This is a genomic window from Mesorhizobium sp. WSM4808, assembly GCF_055811675.1.
The window spans coordinates 168,423-185,864 of sequence record NZ_JBVVQX010000013.1; the positions used below are offsets into that span (position 1 = coordinate 168,423).

The following is a 17,442-nucleotide window of genomic DNA, read 5'->3' on the forward strand; positions in this document are numbered from 1 at the left end:
TCAGTGTCACCGCAAACTGGGCTGACGTGGTCCCCGCATCGCCCTCGACAATGGCAACGTCGCCGACCGAGATCGTTTGTGCAAAAGCCGGGTTAGCCGCGGCCGCTGCGAATGCCAGAACGCACAATGGAACAGTGAAGCATGACCGAGACGCGCGCAGTAACCACGAATAAATCAAATAAAACTGCATCGGCCACCCCTCCGAGAGCGATTCGCATCAAATCTAGTGACAGGCACATCACCAGCCATCGCCAATAAAAATTGTTGGATTTTGCAGTTATGTGGCAATCGTGCAACATGCCCCGATCACCTTTGGCTGCAGCTAGCTAGGAGCAGCGGTGCGTAAGTATTGAACTAAGACTGCAAGCGCCAGCCCGCGCTATTTGCATAGCTCTCTAGCAAGCCCCGCAGCTTTCGCGACCGGCTGGATGCCTCAGCTTGAGCAGACTCGGCCTGGATATTGCGAAAACGTTCGCGCTTCACCGGGGACTCCGACCAATGTCCTTCCAGCGTTTTGTCTGTGTCCACTCCGATGCCGATGCGGATGTTCACGTGCAGCACGCGCTTGTTAAGCCGGGCGAGCAAGGTCAGTTCGCTCATCGGCGTCTCACCGAAGCACTAACCAACCGGCGCCAGCTTTGCGCCGCATATCGGTCAGTGCGGCGATTTCGCGGGTACTGAAAACCGACACCACCATATGACAGAGCTGCAGGCCTAGTTACCGGGGAAGCAGCGGCGGATGCGATCAGACCTACACCGAAAAGCCCGGTCACAACGCGCTGATCAACAAGACCTTTTCCGACGCCGAGAAGCAGTTGAGCCAGTACGATGCTGTCTACTGCGCCAGCGGTCGTGGCCCCGAATATATCCGCACCGACAAGCGCGTGCAGGCGATGGTGCGTCATTTTCACGAAGCGAAAAAGCCGATCTTCACGATCTGCCATGGCGTCCAGATTCTGATTGCGGTCGACGGCGTCGTCCGCGGCAAGAAGGTGGCGGCGCTCGCGGCTTGCGAGCCGGAGGTGACGCTTGCTGGCGGCACCTACATCGATCTATCTCCCACCGATGGCTATGTGGACGGGACGATGGTGTCGGCCAAAGGTTGGACGGCGCTTGCGGCGTTCATCCGTGAATGCCTGAAGGTGCTGGGAACGGAAATCCGCCACGCCCGAGCCTTTTGCCGGGTCTCGGCGCCAGCGCCCCAGCTGAGCGCCGGTCCCTGCATTTGCCGGCGCGATCGGCGTTGAGCGTCGCGCCAAATGCGCATGGCAGGCCAGGCAGGTAGCATCAAGCTTCAGATCAGCAGCAGGCCCTTCATGCTGGAGTGGCCTTTCCTGCCGATGATGATGTGGTCGTGGACGGCAATGCCAAGCGGTTTTGCCGTCTCGATAATCAGCTTCGTCATCTCGATGTCGGCGCGCGACGGCGTCGGGTCGCCTGACGGGTGATTGTGGACCAGGATGATGGCGGTGGCCGAGAGTTCGAGGGCGCGCCTGACCACCTCGCGCGGATAGACGGGGGTATGGTCGACGGTGCCTGTCTGCTGAACCTCGTCGGCGATCAGCGCGTTCTTCTTGTCGAGGAACAGGATGCGGAACTGCTCGCGCGCCTCGAAGGCCATGACCGACCGGCAATAGGCAAGAAGCTGTGTCCAGGACGAGAGGACTTCGCGACCCTGCACCTCTCCGCGCGCCATGCGCTGCGCGGTTGCCGCGACGATCTTGAGATCGAGCGCCACCGCAGGGCCAATGCCCTTGATTTCCTGCAAGAGGCCAACCGGCGCCCCGAGCACTTCGGCCAGCGTGCCGAAGCGCGCCAGCAGCGCCTTGGCCGCCGGTTTGGTGTCGGCACGAGGGATCAGGCGAAAAAGCAGAAGTTCCAGAAGTTCGTAATCGGGCAGGGCGTCCGGACCCGCCAGGGCAAAACGCTCGCGCAGTCGGTCGCGGTGACCGAGGTAATGCGGCTTTTCGTCGAGCGTCGCCTTGGCTTTCGCCGCAGGCCGCATCGGCGCTTCGGAGAAGAAACTCCGCTCGTCGTCGTCGTTTGTGTTCCCCATACACCGCCCACATTGCTCCAGCGCAGACATTAGAACTGTTCTGGCCGGGATTGAAACAGTTCTGTTCCCCGATCGCGAGACGCCCCACGGCAGATCGTGGCTATGGCTTTCTCACACGGCAAGATGAAACCACGATTGCGCAACAAAACTTAACATCACTTAACGCATGCGGCCACTTTCACCTGACATGTTGGCGCCATCGGAGGCTCGTTGCCTCGCTATACTGGAGCACGCATGTTCACCAAAATTGACTCTGGACTGTTTGCCCGCCGGGCATCTCTTGCGGCCATGGCAATCCTGCTTTCAGCCCATTCGGAGGGCGCGCTCGCGGCCGACGCCATTGCCGTCGATACCGACGATTTCACCCCGCCGCCCGAGCCTTCCCGTTTCGGGCGCATCGAACGGAAACTGTCCGACTGGCATGTCGTGGTCGGCGGCGGCGCCATCATCGTCCCCAAATACGAAGGCAGCAATGAGTTCAAGATCATGCCGGTGCCTTTCGTCACGGCGACATTCCTCGACACGGTGACGATCGACCCGACAGGTGCCAACATCGCCGTCTATGAACAAGGACCGTTCGCGTTCAGCGCTCGGCTTGGCTACGAGATGGGCCGCAAGGAAGACGACTCCGACCATCTGCGCGGCTTGGGGGACGTCGACATGGGCGCGACGGTCGGCGTGAAGGCAGCGGCGAAGTTCGGTCCGGCCGAAATATTCGCGCAACTCGACAAGACCATCGGCGGCAGCGATGGCCTTGAGGGCAGGGTGGGGATCGAGGTGACCCGGCCTCTGTCTCAATCGTTGATGATCGGCGCCAGCGCGTCCGCCGTCTTCGCCGACGAAAATTACATGCAGGCCTATTTTGGTGTCACGCCCGAACAATCGGCTCGCTCGGGGCTGGCGCGCTATGATGCCGGTGCCGGTTTGAAGCGCGCCGATTTTTCGATTTCCGCCACATATATGCTCGACGAGAGCTGGATGGTGCGCGGCGAAGCGGGGGTCGGTGTTCTCTTGGGGGACGCTGCCGACAGCCCTGTTGTCCTCGAAAAGATCCAGCCTTCAGGGATGCTTCTCGTCGGATATCGGTTCTGACGCCTACCCAGGCACCAAATGCAGGCTAGACAAACTCCGGAATGGCACAGCAACGGCACCAAAGCGATTTGAGCGCCGAATCCAGGTCGGCCAGGCAAGGTTCGCGCATCCTCATTGTCGAAGACGATCTTGAGATCGCGCGCATGCTGGGCGAGACGCTCACCGACAACGGCATGATCGTGGAAATTGCCGAGAGCGGCGTCCAGATGAACGCCGCGCTTCGCAACCAGAAATTCGATCTCATCGTGCTCGATGTCATGCTGCCGGGCGAAAACGGTCTCAACATCTGCCGCCGTCTTCGGGCCGGAACCAACATTCCGATCCTGATGCTGACCGCGCTCGGTGAGGAAATCGACCGCATCTTCGGGCTGGAAATCGGCGCCGACGACTATGTGACGAAACCGTTCAGCGCGCGCGAATTGACGGCCAGGATACGGGCGCTGCTGCGCCGCACAGCCTATGCTCCAGACGAGCGGGACTGGTCGAAGGTGCTTCGTTTCAACGGCTGGCGCCTCGATCCAATACGCCGGCAATTGCATGACCCCAACAATGCGCGGGTTACGACCACGACGCATGAATTCGACCTGTTGCTTGCCTTTTGTCGCAATGCGGGCCGGGTTCTCTCTCGCGAGGAACTTCTGGGCGTAACCCATGCCGGGCTCGCGGGGCCGATCGAGCGTAGCGTCGATGTCCATATCAGTCGAATCCGCAGGAAGATCGAAAAGGATGCGCGCGATCCGGTGCTTTTGAGGACCGTTCGGTTGGGTGGCTATATCTTCACCGCGACGGTGGAGGAAGCATGAGTGATATCCTCCGCCGTTTCCTGCCGCAGTCCGTGCGTGGGCAGTTTGTGGCGATCATTTTCATCGCGGTGATCGTGATCATGTTCGTCGGTTCGGTCGTTGAGAGTTTCATAGAGAACGTCGACCTTCCCGCCGCGGAAGATAACGCAAGGCGTGCAGGCGTTGTTGCTGCCTTGTTGCAAGAAACGCCGGCGGAGGCGCGTGGCGCAATTCTGGCGACAGCAAAGCGGGCCGGCTTTGATTTCGAGATATTGCCCAAGGACCAGATAGCCGGCATTCCCCAGTCCTATCTGCAATGGCGAAGTGTCGAATGGCTTTTGCGTATCGACAGGGGGACGGTTGATGGACGCTGGCTAAGGATCGGCGGCCGATACGCGTTTGTCATCGACTTGGACCAGCAGGACGTCCTGGCCCATTTTGGCATGCCCGATTCCTGGCTGACATCGGGGCTCGTCCGTGCCTCGTTCTACAGGTTCATGGCTTTCGTCGCCTTGCCCGTGCTGATCTGGCTGTTTGCGGTTTGGGCCGTGACGGATCCATTGAAGCGCATCTCGGCAGCAGTCGGTTCGGCCGAGATTGAGAATGGCGACCAGCTCTTCGTCGAACACGGCTCCATTGAAATGGTGGGATTGGCGCGCGCCCTGAACAGGATGAGGACGCGCATCCGCACGATGATCGAAAACCGCACGCGCATGTTGCGCAGTGTCAGTCATGATCTGCGCACGCCGTTGACGCGGCTGCGGCTTCGCGCCGAGCGTATGGATGATGGCCCCATCCGAACCGCAATCCTGTCCGATGTCCAGCACATCGAAATCTTGATCGACGAGACCCTGACCTATCTGCGCAACGATGTTTCGACGGAGAAGCTGCAGCTCGCCGACATTGCCAGCGTTCTGCAAACCGTCTGCGCCGAGTTCTCCGATGTCGGATTTCCTGTCTCATATTCCGGGCCGGACCGGCTCCTGGGCTGGTGCAAGCCCAATGCATTGGCGCGTGCGATCGCCAATCTCTGCGACAACGGGGTCAAATTCGCTGGCAACGTCACGGTCGCCTTGACAGCGACCGGCACGGCGGCGCGCATCACGGTAGGGGACGACGGGCCGGGTATTCCGATGACGGCACGCGCCCGTGTTTTCGAACCATTCTTCAAGGAAGACGCGTCGCGCGGCATTGCATCGAAGCATGGCTTCGGTCTGGGCCTCTCGATCGTTGCCGACATCGTCCAGGGCCACGGCGGCAGGATCGAATTGCAGGACAACCAGCCCAGCGGACTGGTCGTCACCATCGACCTGCCGAATGCCGCTGGCGTGCAGTCGGCATAGACGGCCTCCTGCCGGGTAGACGCGCTCTAAGCCGGCAGGCCGGGGCGATCGAGCTTTTTGGGCGACAGCGTGAAAATCTCGCACCCTGTGTCGGTCACGCCGATCGTGTGCTCGTACTGCGCCGACAGCGAGCGGTCGCGCGTCACCGCAGTCCAGCCGTCCGACAGAACCTTCACATGCGGCCTGCCCAGATTGATCATCGGCTCGATGGTGAAGATCATGCCTGGCCGCATCTCGACGCCTTCATTGGCGCTGCCGTAATGCAGGATGTTCGGCGCGTCATGGAACAACTGGCCGACGCCGTGGCCGCAGAAGTCGCGCACCACCGAACAGCGCTCGCCTTCGGCAAAGGTCTGGATGGCGGCGCCGATGGCACCGGTGCGGGCGCCCGGCCTGACCGCTGCAATGCCGCGCATCAGGCATTCATGCGTGACTTCGAGCAGCCGCTCGGCGGCGCGCTTGATCGTGCCGACCGGATACATGCGCGAAGAATCGCCGTGCCAGCCGTCGAGGATGTAGGTGACGTCGATGTTGACGATGTCGCCATCCTTGAGCGGCTTGTTGTCAGGAATGCCATGGCAGACGACATGGTTGATCGAGGTGCAGGACGATTTCGTGTAGCCGCGATAGTTGAGCGTCGCCGGCAGCGCGCCGTGGTCCATGCCGAATTCGAAGACGAAGCGGTCTATTGCTTCGGTGGTGACGCCGGGCTGGACCATCGGCACCAGCTCGTCGAGGCAGCGTGCGGTGAGATCGCATGCCTTGCGCATGCCGGCAAAGCCGTCCTCGCCATAGAGGCGGATCTGGCCGGTATTTCTGAGCGGGGCCGTGGCAGCGTCGAGATAGGTGACCATTTTGTCCGTGTAGCGGGTAGGGCTCTGCAGGAGAGCCAGCGTGAAAATTTCCCCAGATTTGGCACTTGAGGGCAAAAGGTTCAAGGAAGAACTGTCTGATGCGGCCGCGCGCTTCCCGATATTTGCCTCGCAAGGGCGATGTCTTGCCGGTTTTTGCCCGGTTTGCTTCCCTTTCTGGCCATGGTGCGTTAGGGCGGGTGATGTTTTCGAGATCGCGTCCCTTCGCGGCGGCCAGGCAAACCGGATGGCCTGAAGCGCCGCTGACGGCAGCGTGCTCATGCCTGATGGGCATGGTGCTGCTCGCGATGCTGTGCTTCGGCCTGCCGGTGGCGTCAGGCTTTGCGGGGTCTGCGCCAAGCGGTGTCAGCGTCGGTGTCGAGCGGTCGGGCGAAGTGGCGGCGCTGCTGCGTGTCACCGGCAAGGCGCAAGCGCTGGAGGTTCGTGCCGGCCGTCCGGTCCTGGTCAAGTTCGCCGGCGGCCACCCCGCGCTTCCGGTCCCCGACGCTGTTTTTCTTTGGGCCGAACGGCCATCGCAAAGAGCGATGGTTTCGGGATATGGGGCCGCCTCGGTTCCCGGGGCGAGCACCAACCAGCCGCGCGCACCCCCGACCATCACGGCCTGAGCGGCCCAGGGCCGTACCCCCACCTCATCGCTATTCCTGTTCGCGTAGTGATCGTGCGGCGGCTGTCGGTCGCGCGGCGGTCGCGCGGCGCGTCATTTCCGGATTTTTTCAATGCAACAACGCATCAAGACCTTCAAAACCCTGTCGCGCGTGGCCTCGGCTGCCGCGTTCCTCTGCGTCCAGGCGCTCATCTGCATCGGAACCGTCTATTGGGCGGTTGCCGAGACGCTCGGCCTGTCGGCGATGGCGGCCCTTGTTCTCGGCGGCATCTTCGCCGTGCCGACGGTATTTGTACTGATCACCGCCAGTCGCATGGCCTTCGACGCGGAGACGGATCCGGCGAACCAGTGAGCATATGTCACCCCAGGACAGATCTCGGGTGCGCGATTTGTTTGGCGCGACATGGCGGCCCGCGACCCAAGTGACGACACATTTCTGGGCCAGAGGCCGGTCAAAGCAACTTTTGACGACGAACGGCGTTGCCTCGGCGATGCCGTTCGGGAGACAGGAAATGGATAGACTGCAATTCGAGGTGCCTGTGCGCATAGCGCCTGGACCCGGTCTGCCAGTCGAGGAAATCTATGGCGTCGAACAGGCGCTCGATTTTCTCCAGGACTGGCCTGCGCGCCGTCAGGGCCCGATCTATCAGAAAGCGTTCAACGCCTGCTTTGGCGCCACGGTGGACGTGGTCAAGACCGAGGATGCCTGCCGGGCGTTCATGGCGTTTTGCCGCGCCAGTGGACTGATGGCCAGGGACATGATGACGCCGCGCAAGCGCGGCGGTGAGGCGAGGGCGCTCCAGGCCTGAGGGCTGTGCCCTGTTCGTTGCCCGATCAAAACACCGGCGATCGTGTTTGAACGCACGCGGCAATGTCGTGAGCGCGCCGCTGCGCGCGTTTCGTCCCGACGACTGCACCGCACCAAGGCCGGCCCTGTTAAGCTTCCGTTTCCATCTTCCCGGCTACGCCTTTGCTTGTTGGCAATGGTTGATTCGTTGCGTCAGTCTCATGGTTTGGAAGATGTCCCCAGAAAAAGTCCGTGCATTCCCGATCGACCGTCAGGTATTCTTGGTCAGGGAGGTTGCCGCCAAGCTCGGCAATCTGCATGGCGAGACCGCCACCTCGTTCTGGAGAGCCAAGGCGTCGGAGTTGCTCGATCTCGTCGTCGGGTCCGGCAGGGACAGAACGGCAGCCAGCGATGAAGTGCGCAGGTTTTTCCTGGCCGTGCAGCGAGAGATGTTGGCTGATACGGTCGCAGAGTCGATGCCAATTCTTTCCGCTTGAAGCAAATCCTGAACCTCCAGCCTCAATACATGCTTCAATAATTTGTAAATACGTTTGCTCCGGTGTGGTTTTCGGAGACCCGGTCGTTGTTCGCGCGGTCTCGGCTGCGAATCCGGCAATTTCCCGCCGGCCTTGAGGGGCGGCCCACTCTGAGACATCGACGCGCTTGCGCGTAGGTCAGCCAGCGAAACACTTTTTTTGAAGCCAATCGACCACTGCTCAAAAATGCAACGAACTTTTTAGCCATTCGTTCATTTATGCGTGCTTTCTAATTTAATCCATGGCCTTGAGTAGCTTCACCCGTGTTCGGCTTGTAATGGACGCCCTGCGCCGGAGCACGGGCGCAAATGTCGCCACCATTTTTGCCCTCACCTTGCCGGTCGTTGTCGGCGCTGCGGGCTTCGGCGTCGAGACCTCCTATTGGTACTACAACAGCCTGAGATTGCAGGCGACGGCCGATGCAGCCGCCTATGCCGGTGCGCTCGAACAGATTTCGGGTTCCGACAAGCCGACGATCGTCGCGGCCGCGACCCAGTCCGCGGCGTCGAACGGACTGGGTTCGGGCACGATCGTCGTCAATACGCCGCCGGCGTCCGGACCGAATACGGCGAAAAAAGCGGTCGAGGTGATCGTCGGCCAGCAGCTCGACCGGATGTTCACCCTGATCTTCACGCAGGACAAGGTCCCCGAACAGGCGAGGGCGGTGGCCGTTATTACCGATGCCTCGAGTGCCTGCATGCTCGCGCTCGATCCGTCCGCTTCGCAGGCGGCGCTGTTTTCCGGCAGCACCAGCGTTAAGCTCAACGGCTGCTCGGTCATGTCCAATTCGATCGCTTCGGACGCCATCAAGCTTCAGGGCTCGGCTGGTCTGCAGGCCGATTGTCTTATATCGGCGGGCGGGGTCTCTCTCAGCAATCCCGTCACCACCGTCTGCGCGGCCCCGATCACCCAGGCACTGCCTGCCGGCGATCCCTTTGTCGACCTGCCGGCCCCAGTGGCCGCAACCCCCTGCCAGAACGACAACAAGGCGACGCTCGGTCCAGGCACCTATTGCAGCGGCATGAACCTGAAGGGCAATGTCACGCTTTCGCCCGGCGTCTATGTCGTCCAGGGCAGTTTCAAGATAAACGCCAACGCAGCCATCACCGGCAGCGGGGTGACCATCTTCATGTCGGGCAGTTCGACGGTCAGCATGAATGGCAATGCGTCCGTGAAGCTCAGCGCGGCGACTTCGGGCACCTATTCAGGCGTTCTGTTCTACGGCGACAGGACCGGCATGAGCGCATCCAGCACGTTCAACGGCACCGCGGACTCGCTTTTGACCGGGGCCATCTATTTCCCTAAGCAGCAAGTGAACTATCTTGGCAATTTCTCGGGCAATGGCGGCTGCACCAGGGTCGTCGCCAACACGATCCAATGGTCCGGTAACTCAACCATCAGTCAGGATTGCTCGAGCCTCGGAGTGCCCAACATTCCAGCCGCGCGGTCCGTGGCACTGTCCGAGTAGCGCCGTGCGTCACCGATCGATTCCGATCCTTGGCGATGATTCGGGCGTTGCGGCGGTCGAGTTCGCGATGGTGCTGCCGATTCTGTGCCTGGTGCTGCTTGGCATTCTGGACGGCTGGTCCTACGTAACGAGTTCACTGTCGATGCGCGCCGGTGTGAAGACCGCCGCGAACCTGGTCATGAGCGGATCGACCGATGATGCGGCGACCCAGGCCCTTGCCATTGCGAGCTGGGAAAATCGGCCGGAAGACGGCCAGGTCACGCTAAGCCGCATCCGTATGTGCGGGGCGACGGTGGTCGACGCGTCCACCATGTGCAGTGGGCCGAAGGTGCCAGCGGTCTATGTCCAGATACAGGCATCGGGCACCTGGGTGCCGCCAATTGCCTTCGGCGCCTTTGCCACTTCCACCGTCATCGGTCACCAGGAGACGATCCGTGTCCGCTAGGGTAAGCGCGTTCCGGCGGGATCGATCGGGCGGGGCCGGGCTGGAGTTCGCGCTGATCGCGCCCTTCCTTGTCATGCTGCTGTTCGGAATCTTCGCCTTTGGCTGGTCGATGCACTCGGTCTCCAGTGTTCGCTATACGCTGGAGACGTCAGCGCGCTCGCTGCAGCTTAAAAACACGCTGACCCAGGCCGACATTCAATCGATCGCCACGCAGAAATTGCAGGCCTTGGGGTTCAAGGACGTGAACGTCACCATCGCCATCGACCCCGTGAGCGGCGGCTTCCGCATGGCGCATCTGACCGCCGCCTATGCCTTCGTCATCGACTTTCCCTACTTCAGTTCCTTCCCGATCAACTACGCGACAACCGTTACGGTGCCGCTGCTTGGCAGCGGCTAGGCTGTGGCCTGATAGCCTCGCGCTGGGGCTCTGCTTACTTGTACGCCTTGAGCGCGATCAGATACGCCTTGAGCGCGATCAGACCGCCGAGAATGGTTATCGCCATGAGGATCAGCGCCCACGACACAATGTTGTGTGACAGACGCCTCCGGCGACTGCGCAGGGCCCGGTCCCGCCAGCGTTGGCCTGATCAGCCCCTGTGTTTTGTCGATCCAGGTCCTTCTCCACGAGCAGAATGCGACTCATGCCGGCTGGTGTCCAGATCGGCACCGGTTTTGGCGGTCACGATGCAAGCTTGGCAATCAGCCTGCTTTTGATGGCACGGGGCTAGATAATATATTTCGTAGTGCTAATATTAAGGTGACGCTAGGTCATGTCCGACCATCTGTCGGGTGCAATATGGGGGTTCCAATGAGAGTGGCTGTATTTTGCGTGGCTGTCGTTTTCGCTGCGACTGGTATCGCTGTTGCCAAGGAAAAGAAGGCGGCGGTCAGTGACGCCGCCGCTTTATGTTCCACCAACCCGTCAGCCAAGAAGCCCGCTCCAAATCTGGACTGTGGTTTCACGGGAACAGCCAAATCGGAAGATAGCGGCGCAAAGGCAGAGCCGCGCCTCGGATACGACGCCAATCCGTGGATTATAACAGGCTTTTGACTTCGCGTTGGCGGATGCCGGTTGAAGCGCTGAAGAGAGTCGTCTTAACCGACAGGCCCCGCCCCCGGGACCGGACCGTAACGGTCGGGCGCCGTCGAGAAGGAGGAAGCGCAAATGGCCGCCTATCTGATCGCGGATGTAGACGTAAAGGACGCTGCCGCGTTCGAGGAATACCGGCGGGATGTGCCAGCCACCGAGGAGCGTTATGGTGGGAGATATCTAGGTCGTGGCGGTGCGACCAAGGTTTTGGAGGGCGATTGGGAGCCACACCGTTTGGTTATTATCGAATTCCCCGACATGACGTCGTTGATGGGCTGGTACAATTCGCCGGAATACGCCCGCCTTATTGAAATCCGGAAGCGTTGCGCCAACACCAGGATCATTGCGCTTGAGGGGGTTGCAACACCCACTCTTTGACCGTGGTGGCTCGCGTTCATCAGGTAGTATCCGGCTTTTGCGCCCGAATCCGTACACCGCGAAGTCAGCTGTTTAAAGCCGGGAAACCAGGCAATAAATGCGGGCTTACCACTGCGGGGCTTTCTCATTTGTCGCGGTGCCCGAGAACCCAACTCGACCGTGCAACGAAAAGCCCGCCACGGGGGCGACCTGCGGCGGGCTCTTGGAGCGGCTACATCCCTGAGGAATCGACCACTTTGTAGCAGGATTATGACCTGTGTGGCCGCGTTAGCCTATGGTGTGATCGCGGAAGCTGCGCGTCAGTTGAAGACCGCGGCAGGGAGCCAGTCGAAATTGGCCACATTGGGAGGGAGGTTTGCGCTAAACGCATTATTTTTCTGGTACGCCCAAGGGGAATCGAACCCCTGTTACCGCCGTGAAAGGGCGGTGTCCTAACCGCTAGACGATGGGCGCGCTCAGACGAAGCGGCTTATACTGGCGTTGTGCGCAACCGGCAACCCGTCAGGTGCCACCTTGGACAACTTTTTTCCGGGCCAGCCAAATCAACGATTTCCCGAGGGTTGGCAGGCTTTGATAATTAGCGGCGACACCCATCGTTTCGTCATCCTCGGGCGGAGCAAGGAGCGCAGCGACGCAGCGCAGACCCCTGGAGCTGCTCCGCAACCCAAGGGATTCATGCCGCGACTCAAACGCATCACCACGGTGCAGAATTCTGCTCCGTCGCATTCCTCGACAGCCGTCGCGGCATGGATCCCAGGGTCTCGCGACGGAGCTTCGCTCCTGCTTCGCCCTAGGATGACGAAGTTTGTGGGAGGCTTCGGCTAATCCCGAATGCTCAGAATGGTCACCGGTACGATCTTGGCTGCTAATAGGCCTAAGACCGTCTGCTAGACTAGCCGTCACCGCCGCTGCGCCGGCGGCAGCGCCAGTTCCAGTCGCGCTCGGGGCCGACGTCGACGTGAACCGATTCTGTGTGGCAGTACGTGCCGACGCCGCCGCGGCCGGGCATGCTTCTGATGTAGCTCGCCAGTTCCCATTTCGAAACGCCGGGAACCTGGATATCGGCGGCGGCGCAATACATGTGCAGCGAATTCTTGGCGCCGTTGGCGCGCCGGTTGCGGGCCGGGTCGCGATAGCCTGACGTCACCGTCATCTTGCGGCCGTAGTGGCCTTCGATCGTCTTCAGCACGCGCACCAGCGACGGCTTCAGGCAGGCCACATCGACGCTTTCGTTCTGCTTGAGCAGCCCGTTGGGCGCCAACCGGGCCATGCCGGCGGCTGACGCAACCTGATAGGAGCCGCCGATTGGCCCCTCATCCTCGTTGAGGTCGACGTCGCTTTCGTCGTCCAGGCCGGACTTGCGCTTGATCTCGAACAGGGCCGTCTGGCGCACGCCGGGCAGGGCATCGCTGCCGGTGATGTGACCGCTATCGCCACCGAGCGAAGCCAGTTGCACCGGCTTGGCCGTGGAATTGGCCGAGGCCAGCGTGATGATCGGCTTTGCCGCTGCTGGCGCCGCTTTTGCCTGCGCCGGGGGCTGCTCGCCCGTCCGGGCGTTGCTGATGATGGGGGATGGTGTCGCCGAGGCTGGCGTTGCGCCAAACATCGAGGCGAGGAAGCCTTTCTTCTTTGGTGCTTCGGCCTGCGGCATCTCGCCAGCCGTCACATAGACCGGGTTGTTCATGGCCGGAGCGGCAGCGGGCTTCGGCGCCGCCACGTCGCCGTCGACCGCGGCAATCTGCTGGGCGACCGCGTCGGTTTGCTGCGCGGTCTGTGCCTGCTGCGTCAGCGATTGCGGCGTGTTTCCAACGATGGTTTCGGCGCCCGCCGGCGTGGTCAGCGGAAAGGCAGCTCCCGGTTTGGACATAGGCACGTAGGCGACTTTTTCAGGCAGCGCCGTATCGCTCGTCATCACGGTCGACTGCTCGGTCGTGATCTCGGACGAATCGGCGACAGCGGCCGACTTGCCACTTGAGGCGGCATTCATATCCGATGCGGTGGCATTGTAACCGGGCATTCCGACCGACATTGTCGGGTCGCCAGCCGAAGTGCAGGAGGCCAGAAGCAAGGAGCAGAGCGCTGCCACAATGGCGCGGCGTTCTCCCTTTGCGAGGCTCCATCCTGCTGATTTCAAAGTCAAATTCCCCCTCGATGTCCGGTCGGTATATCCTTGGCGCCACACGCATGCGTCGATGCCAGGGTGACCTTTGTCTCCGATCCGGAAACGAGACATGTGTCAAATCCGCAAGCCTGGAAGTATTTTTGCGGTGATTGCCGAATTACGGCCGCTTGATGGTTGACGACACCATTTCGCCCGCTTTTGGCGGTCCGTCAACTCACCACACATTACAGTCCGTTACACACGTACTTTCACATAGGTGCCGGGAGCATCACCCAAGGTTTTCATATGCTTGCCCGGTTTGCGGGCAGGCACGCGGGTGTTGTCCTTGGCCTCTATCCAGTCTTGCCAGTGCGGCCACCAGGATCCTGGATGGTCGGTGGCATTGGCTATCCACTGGCTGAAGTCGCCCGTCGGCGTACCCCCGGTCCAGTACTGGTATTTGTTGGATGCCGGCGGATTGACGACCCCTGCGATATGGCCCGACCCGGCCATCACATACTCGACCGTGCCGCCGAAATATTTCGAACCGAGGAACACCGAAAGCGCCGGCGCGATGTGATCTTCCTTGGAGGCGAGGTTGTAGACCGGGATGGTGATGTCCCCAAGCGAGACCGTGTGGCCCGCCAGTTCCATCGTGCCTTGCGAAAGGTTGTTCTCGAGATAGCAGTTGCGCAGGTAGAAAGAGTGATTGGCCGCCGCCATGCGGGTGGAATCTGCATTCCAGTAGAGCAGGTCGAAGGGCAGGGGATCCTTGCCGCGCATGTAGTTGTTGACGACATAGGGCCAGATCAGGTCGCCTGAGCGCAGCATGTTGAAGGCGGTCGCCATCTTGGTGCCGTCGAGATAGCCCTTTTCGCTCATCGACTTTTCCACAGCGGCGACCTGTTCTTCGTCGACGAACACTTTCAGGTCGCCTGCATAGGTGAAGTCGACCTGCGTGGTGAAGAAGGTAGCCGATTTTATGCGGTCGTCGCCCTCTTGCGCCATCAGCGCCAGTGCCGCCGCCAGAAGCGTGCCGCCAACGCAATAGCCGATCGCGTTGACGTCGCGTTCGCCGGTGGCTTTCTCGACGGTGTCGAGGCCGTATTGCAGACCCTCGCGGATATAGGCTTCCCAACTCTTGGTGCCGTGGCGCTCGTCCGGATTGATCCAGGAGATGACGAACACGGTGTGGCCCTGTTCAACCGCCCAGCGAATGAAGGATTTCTGCGGGTTCAAATCGAGGATGTAGAATTTGTTGATCCATGGCGGGCAGATCAGCAAGGGCCGCTTGAGCACCGTCTCGGTCGCCGGGTCGTACTGGATGATTTCGGCGACGTCGCTGCGGCCGACCACCTTGCCAGGAGTGGTGGCGATGTTCCTGCCGATCTCGAAGGGCGAGTAGTCGGCCTGCCGCAGCTTCAGGTCGCCCTTGCCGGCGGCGATGTCCTCGGCCAGCATCTTCATGCCGCGCACCAGGTTTTCGCCGTTCGACGCGACGGTTTCACGGAACAGTTCCGGATTGGTCAGGATGAAATTCGACGGCGAGATGGCGTTGGACACCTGCTTGACGTAAAAGCCGGCCTTGTGGCGGGTGTGCTCGTCAAGGCCTTCGGCGTGCTCGACCAGATCGGCCGCCCAGCGCGAGGTGACGAGATAGGCCTGCTTGAGGAAATCGAAGAAGGCGTTGCGGCCCCATTCCGGGTCGAGGAACCGCTTGTCGCCGCGCTCCGGCTTGACCGCGTCTTCGGTGTCTTGCGCGGCGTTGCTGGTGCGCTGAATGGCGTTGGCCCAGACCGTCATATAGCCGGAGAACAGCCGCGTCTGCGCTTCCAGCGCGCGCTGCGGATCGGCAAGCCAGTATTCGCTGAGCTTGGAAAAGGTCTTCACCATATCGACAACGGGCTCAGCGACATGGTCGCGCACGTCGCCTTTTTCGCGCGGCTCGGCCCAGGCGGAAGCGGCCTTGCCGGCCTGCTCGATCATGCGCGCCATGTTCAGGGCGAAGCGTTCCGGGTCCTTCACCAGATATTGCTCGACGGTCGAAGGCTCGTCATCTTCCGCTTTGCCCGAATCGGGTGTTTTGGACATGGTTGGCGGGGTTCCTCCCGAGGCCTTTTCTTGACATATTAACATGGGACATCCGACCGGGCCAATCTCGCTCTACCTCGGCTGCCAAGGAAACAATATGACGATTAATATTGGCGAAACTGTTTTTTTCGGTGCTGGACATTTTTGCCGCATCGGCGCGGCGATCGTCCTCATCGGGATTGCCGGGTGCTCGAGCACCAACACGAATGGCCCGACGCCTGTCGCTGCGGGTACGGGGCCGAAGGATACCGGCACCTTTCCGAACCTGAACATCAAGCCGCAAGTGGCGGCGCCTCAGTTCACCGAAGCCGAGAAGAACGCCAAGCTCGCGCAATTGAAGGCGGATGAGAATGCGCAGGCGGCAAAGGGCGGCGGCCCGAAGGTCGCCAACCAGGCGGCGCTGACGGATCTGGCCAAGAAGCATGGCGACGAAACGCTGAAGCAGATCGAAGCCAAATGCGACCCCGCCCTCGACCCTACCTGCAAATAAGTATATAGCGCGCGCCCAACACCCCCTTCGCTGTCTGGAACTGCCATGGAAGAATTTCACAAGGTTCGCCGGCTTCCGCCTTACGTGTTCGAGCAGGTCAACCGGCTCAAGGCCAGCGCCCGATCGCGTGGCGCCGACATCATCGACCTCGGCATGGGCAATCCGGACCTGCCGACGCCCAAGGCTATCGTCGACAAATTGTGCGAGGTCGTGCGCGACCCGCGCACGCATCGCTATTCCTCGTCGCGCGGCATTCCGGGCCTGCGTCGGGCCCAGGCCGCCTACTATGGCAGGCGCTTCGGCGTGAAGCTCAACCCCGACACGCAAGTGGTGGCCACGCTTGGCTCGAAGGAAGGCTTCGCCAACATGGCGCAGGCGATCACGGCGCCCGGCGACGTGATCCTGTGCCCGAACCCGACCTATCCGATCCATGCCTTCGGCTTCATCATGTCTGGTGGCGTCATCCGCTCGCTGCAGGTGGAGCCGGACGACGGCTTCATCCCGGCGCTCGAGCGCGGAGTCAAACATTCGATCCCGAAGCCGCTGGCGCTGATCCTCAACTATCCGTCGAACCCCACGGCGCTGGTCGCCTCGCTCGATTTCTACAAGGATGTGGTCGCCTTCGCCAAGAAGAACGACATCATCATCCTGTCCGACCTTGCCTATTCGGAGATCTATTTCGACGGCAATCCGCCGCCCTCGGTGCTGCAGGTGCCTGGCGCGATCGACGTTTGCGTCGAATTCACCTCCATGTCGAAGACCTTCTCCATGCCCGGTTGGCGGATGGGCTTTGCCGTCGGCAACGAGCGGCTGATCTCGGCGCTGACGCGGGTGAAATCCTATCTCGACTACGGCGCCTTCACGCCGATCCAGGTGGCGGCGGCACATGCGCTCAATGGCGACGGCGCCGACATCGCCGAAGTGCGCGACATCTACCACAAGCGCCGCGACGTGATGGTCGATGCCTTCGGCCGCGCTGGCTGGACCATTCCGGCACCGGCGGCATCGATGTTCGCCTGGGCGCCAATCCCGGAGCCGTTCCGACATCTCGGCTCGCTCGAATTCTCCAAGCTGCTCATCGAACATGCCGACGTGGCCGTGGCGCCCGGTGTTGGCTTCGGCGAGCATGGCGACGAATTCGTGCGCGTCGCTCTGGTCGAGAACGAGCACAGGATCCGGCAGGCGGCGCGCAACATCAAGCGCTTCCTGTCGACCAGCGCCAAGCAGCCCAACAATGTCGTGCCGCTCTCCGCTCACCGGTAAGCTTGCCGCACGCAAATTCGATCTGACTTTGAGGGACGTCGCCG

Annotated in this window: 20 protein-coding genes, 1 tRNA gene and 1 pseudogene; 15 read left to right on the forward strand and 7 right to left on the reverse strand. The window is 61.3% G+C overall.

All coding sequences use genetic code 11. From position 1 onward, the window contains the following. Positions 1 to 190: hypothetical protein (locus AC0L2U_RS23290; protein WP_473602723.1), on the reverse strand; the 190-nt coding region annotated here is incomplete at its 3' end. Positions 191 to 354: 164 nt separating this feature from the next. Then, complete coding sequence (locus AC0L2U_RS23295; RefSeq protein WP_128290064.1) at positions 355 to 600, reverse strand: hypothetical protein; 246 nt, start codon at positions 598 to 600, stop codon at positions 355 to 357. Positions 601 to 743: 143 nt separating this feature from the next. On the opposite strand from AC0L2U_RS23295, the pseudogene AC0L2U_RS23300 reads away from it, so the two are divergent. Further along, a pseudogene (locus AC0L2U_RS23300) lies at positions 744 to 1,247 on the forward strand (DJ-1/PfpI family protein); the annotation flags it as partial. Positions 1,248 to 1,294: 47 nt separating this feature from the next. Here AC0L2U_RS23300 and radC read toward each other — a convergent pair. After that, the gene (gene radC, locus AC0L2U_RS23305; protein ID WP_127810578.1) at positions 1,295 to 2,056 is read right to left on the reverse strand and encodes a RadC family protein; all 762 of its coding nucleotides are present in this window, start codon (positions 2,054 to 2,056) and stop codon (positions 1,295 to 1,297) included. Between the two features lie 234 nt (positions 2,057 to 2,290). On the opposite strand from radC, the gene AC0L2U_RS23310 reads away from it, so the two are divergent. Genes AC0L2U_RS23310 through AC0L2U_RS23320 form a run of 3 tightly spaced genes read left to right on the forward strand, consistent with a single transcriptional unit; the run spans position 2,291 to position 5,273 of the window. Continuing rightward, positions 2,291 to 3,148, forward strand: coding sequence for a MipA/OmpV family protein (locus AC0L2U_RS23310; protein WP_473602724.1), 858 nt, complete (start codon positions 2,291 to 2,293; stop codon positions 3,146 to 3,148). A gap of 41 nt (positions 3,149 to 3,189) precedes the next feature. Next, the gene (locus AC0L2U_RS23315; RefSeq protein ID WP_032900681.1) at positions 3,190 to 3,951 is read left to right on the forward strand and encodes a response regulator; all 762 of its coding nucleotides are present in this window, start codon (positions 3,190 to 3,192) and stop codon (positions 3,949 to 3,951) included. Further along, positions 3,948 to 5,273, forward strand: coding sequence for a HAMP domain-containing sensor histidine kinase (locus tag AC0L2U_RS23320; RefSeq protein WP_128363540.1), 1,326 nt, complete (start codon positions 3,948 to 3,950; stop codon positions 5,271 to 5,273). Before AC0L2U_RS23315 ends, AC0L2U_RS23320 begins: the two co-directional genes overlap by 4 nt. Positions 5,274 to 5,299: 26 nt before the next feature. Here AC0L2U_RS23320 and map read toward each other — a convergent pair whose 3' ends face one another. Beyond that, complete coding sequence (gene map, locus AC0L2U_RS23325) at positions 5,300 to 6,127, reverse strand: type I methionyl aminopeptidase (protein WP_013532002.1); 828 nt, start codon at positions 6,125 to 6,127, stop codon at positions 5,300 to 5,302. Between the two features lie 200 nt (positions 6,128 to 6,327). Between map and AC0L2U_RS23330 the strand changes: the two genes are divergently transcribed. The 9 genes from AC0L2U_RS23330 to AC0L2U_RS23370 all read left to right on the forward strand — a co-directional run bounded on the left by AC0L2U_RS23330 (position 6,328) and on the right by AC0L2U_RS23370 (position 11,453). Beyond that, entirely contained in the window at positions 6,328 to 6,750 is a 423-nt protein-coding gene (locus AC0L2U_RS23330) for a hypothetical protein (RefSeq protein ID WP_127272230.1), read from the forward strand. Between the two features lie 111 nt (positions 6,751 to 6,861). After that, complete coding sequence (locus AC0L2U_RS23335; protein ID WP_127396082.1) at positions 6,862 to 7,101, forward strand: hypothetical protein; 240 nt, start codon at positions 6,862 to 6,864, stop codon at positions 7,099 to 7,101. Between the two features lie 160 nt (positions 7,102 to 7,261). Further along, complete coding sequence (locus tag AC0L2U_RS23340) at positions 7,262 to 7,558, forward strand: DUF982 domain-containing protein (RefSeq protein WP_127271426.1); 297 nt, start codon at positions 7,262 to 7,264, stop codon at positions 7,556 to 7,558. A 46-nt stretch (positions 7,559 to 7,604) separates the two neighbouring features. Further along, complete coding sequence (locus AC0L2U_RS23345; protein ID WP_245481740.1) at positions 7,605 to 8,033, forward strand: DUF6074 family protein; 429 nt, start codon at positions 7,605 to 7,607, stop codon at positions 8,031 to 8,033. A gap of 280 nt (positions 8,034 to 8,313) precedes the next feature. Beyond that, positions 8,314 to 9,540, forward strand: coding sequence for a pilus assembly protein TadG-related protein (locus AC0L2U_RS23350; RefSeq protein WP_164873857.1), 1,227 nt, complete (start codon positions 8,314 to 8,316; stop codon positions 9,538 to 9,540). A 4-nt stretch (positions 9,541 to 9,544) separates the two neighbouring features. Then, on the forward strand, positions 9,545 to 9,985 hold the full coding sequence (locus AC0L2U_RS23355) for a TadE/TadG family type IV pilus assembly protein (RefSeq protein ID WP_245466311.1): 441 nt from the start codon (positions 9,545 to 9,547) through the stop codon (positions 9,983 to 9,985). Continuing rightward, positions 9,975 to 10,382 (forward strand): TadE/TadG family type IV pilus assembly protein, encoded by a 408-nt coding sequence (locus AC0L2U_RS23360; protein WP_127270088.1) that lies wholly within the window; start codon positions 9,975 to 9,977, stop codon positions 10,380 to 10,382. Before AC0L2U_RS23355 ends, AC0L2U_RS23360 begins: the two co-directional genes overlap by 11 nt. A gap of 411 nt (positions 10,383 to 10,793) precedes the next feature. Beyond that, entirely contained in the window at positions 10,794 to 11,036 is a 243-nt protein-coding gene (locus AC0L2U_RS23365) for a hypothetical protein (RefSeq protein WP_127396081.1), read from the forward strand. A gap of 114 nt (positions 11,037 to 11,150) precedes the next feature. Then, on the forward strand, positions 11,151 to 11,453 hold the full coding sequence (locus AC0L2U_RS23370) for a DUF1330 domain-containing protein (protein WP_127327465.1): 303 nt from the start codon (positions 11,151 to 11,153) through the stop codon (positions 11,451 to 11,453). Between the two features lie 378 nt (positions 11,454 to 11,831). Here the strand turns inward: AC0L2U_RS23370 and AC0L2U_RS23375 are convergent. The 3 genes from AC0L2U_RS23375 to phaC form a co-directional block, all read right to left on the reverse strand. Next, positions 11,832 to 11,906: transfer RNA gene (locus AC0L2U_RS23375), tRNA-Glu, on the reverse strand. A 439-nt stretch (positions 11,907 to 12,345) separates the two neighbouring features. Further along, on the reverse strand, positions 12,346 to 13,593 hold the full coding sequence (locus AC0L2U_RS23380) for a YcbK family protein (RefSeq protein WP_127396080.1): 1,248 nt from the start codon (positions 13,591 to 13,593) through the stop codon (positions 12,346 to 12,348). Positions 13,594 to 13,809: 216 nt separating this feature from the next. Beyond that, complete coding sequence (gene phaC, locus AC0L2U_RS23385) at positions 13,810 to 15,645, reverse strand: class I poly(R)-hydroxyalkanoic acid synthase (protein ID WP_127396079.1); 1,836 nt, start codon at positions 15,643 to 15,645, stop codon at positions 13,810 to 13,812. A 97-nt stretch (positions 15,646 to 15,742) separates the two neighbouring features. Here phaC and AC0L2U_RS23390 point away from each other — a divergent pair, with 97 nt between their 5' ends. Together AC0L2U_RS23390 and AC0L2U_RS23395 are read left to right on the forward strand one after the other, a co-directional pair. Then, complete coding sequence (locus AC0L2U_RS23390; protein WP_127269945.1) at positions 15,743 to 16,135, forward strand: hypothetical protein; 393 nt, start codon at positions 15,743 to 15,745, stop codon at positions 16,133 to 16,135. A 45-nt stretch (positions 16,136 to 16,180) separates the two neighbouring features. After that, entirely contained in the window at positions 16,181 to 17,398 is a 1,218-nt protein-coding gene (locus AC0L2U_RS23395; protein ID WP_023810473.1) for an LL-diaminopimelate aminotransferase, read from the forward strand. Positions 17,399 to 17,442: the final 44 nt, after the last annotated feature.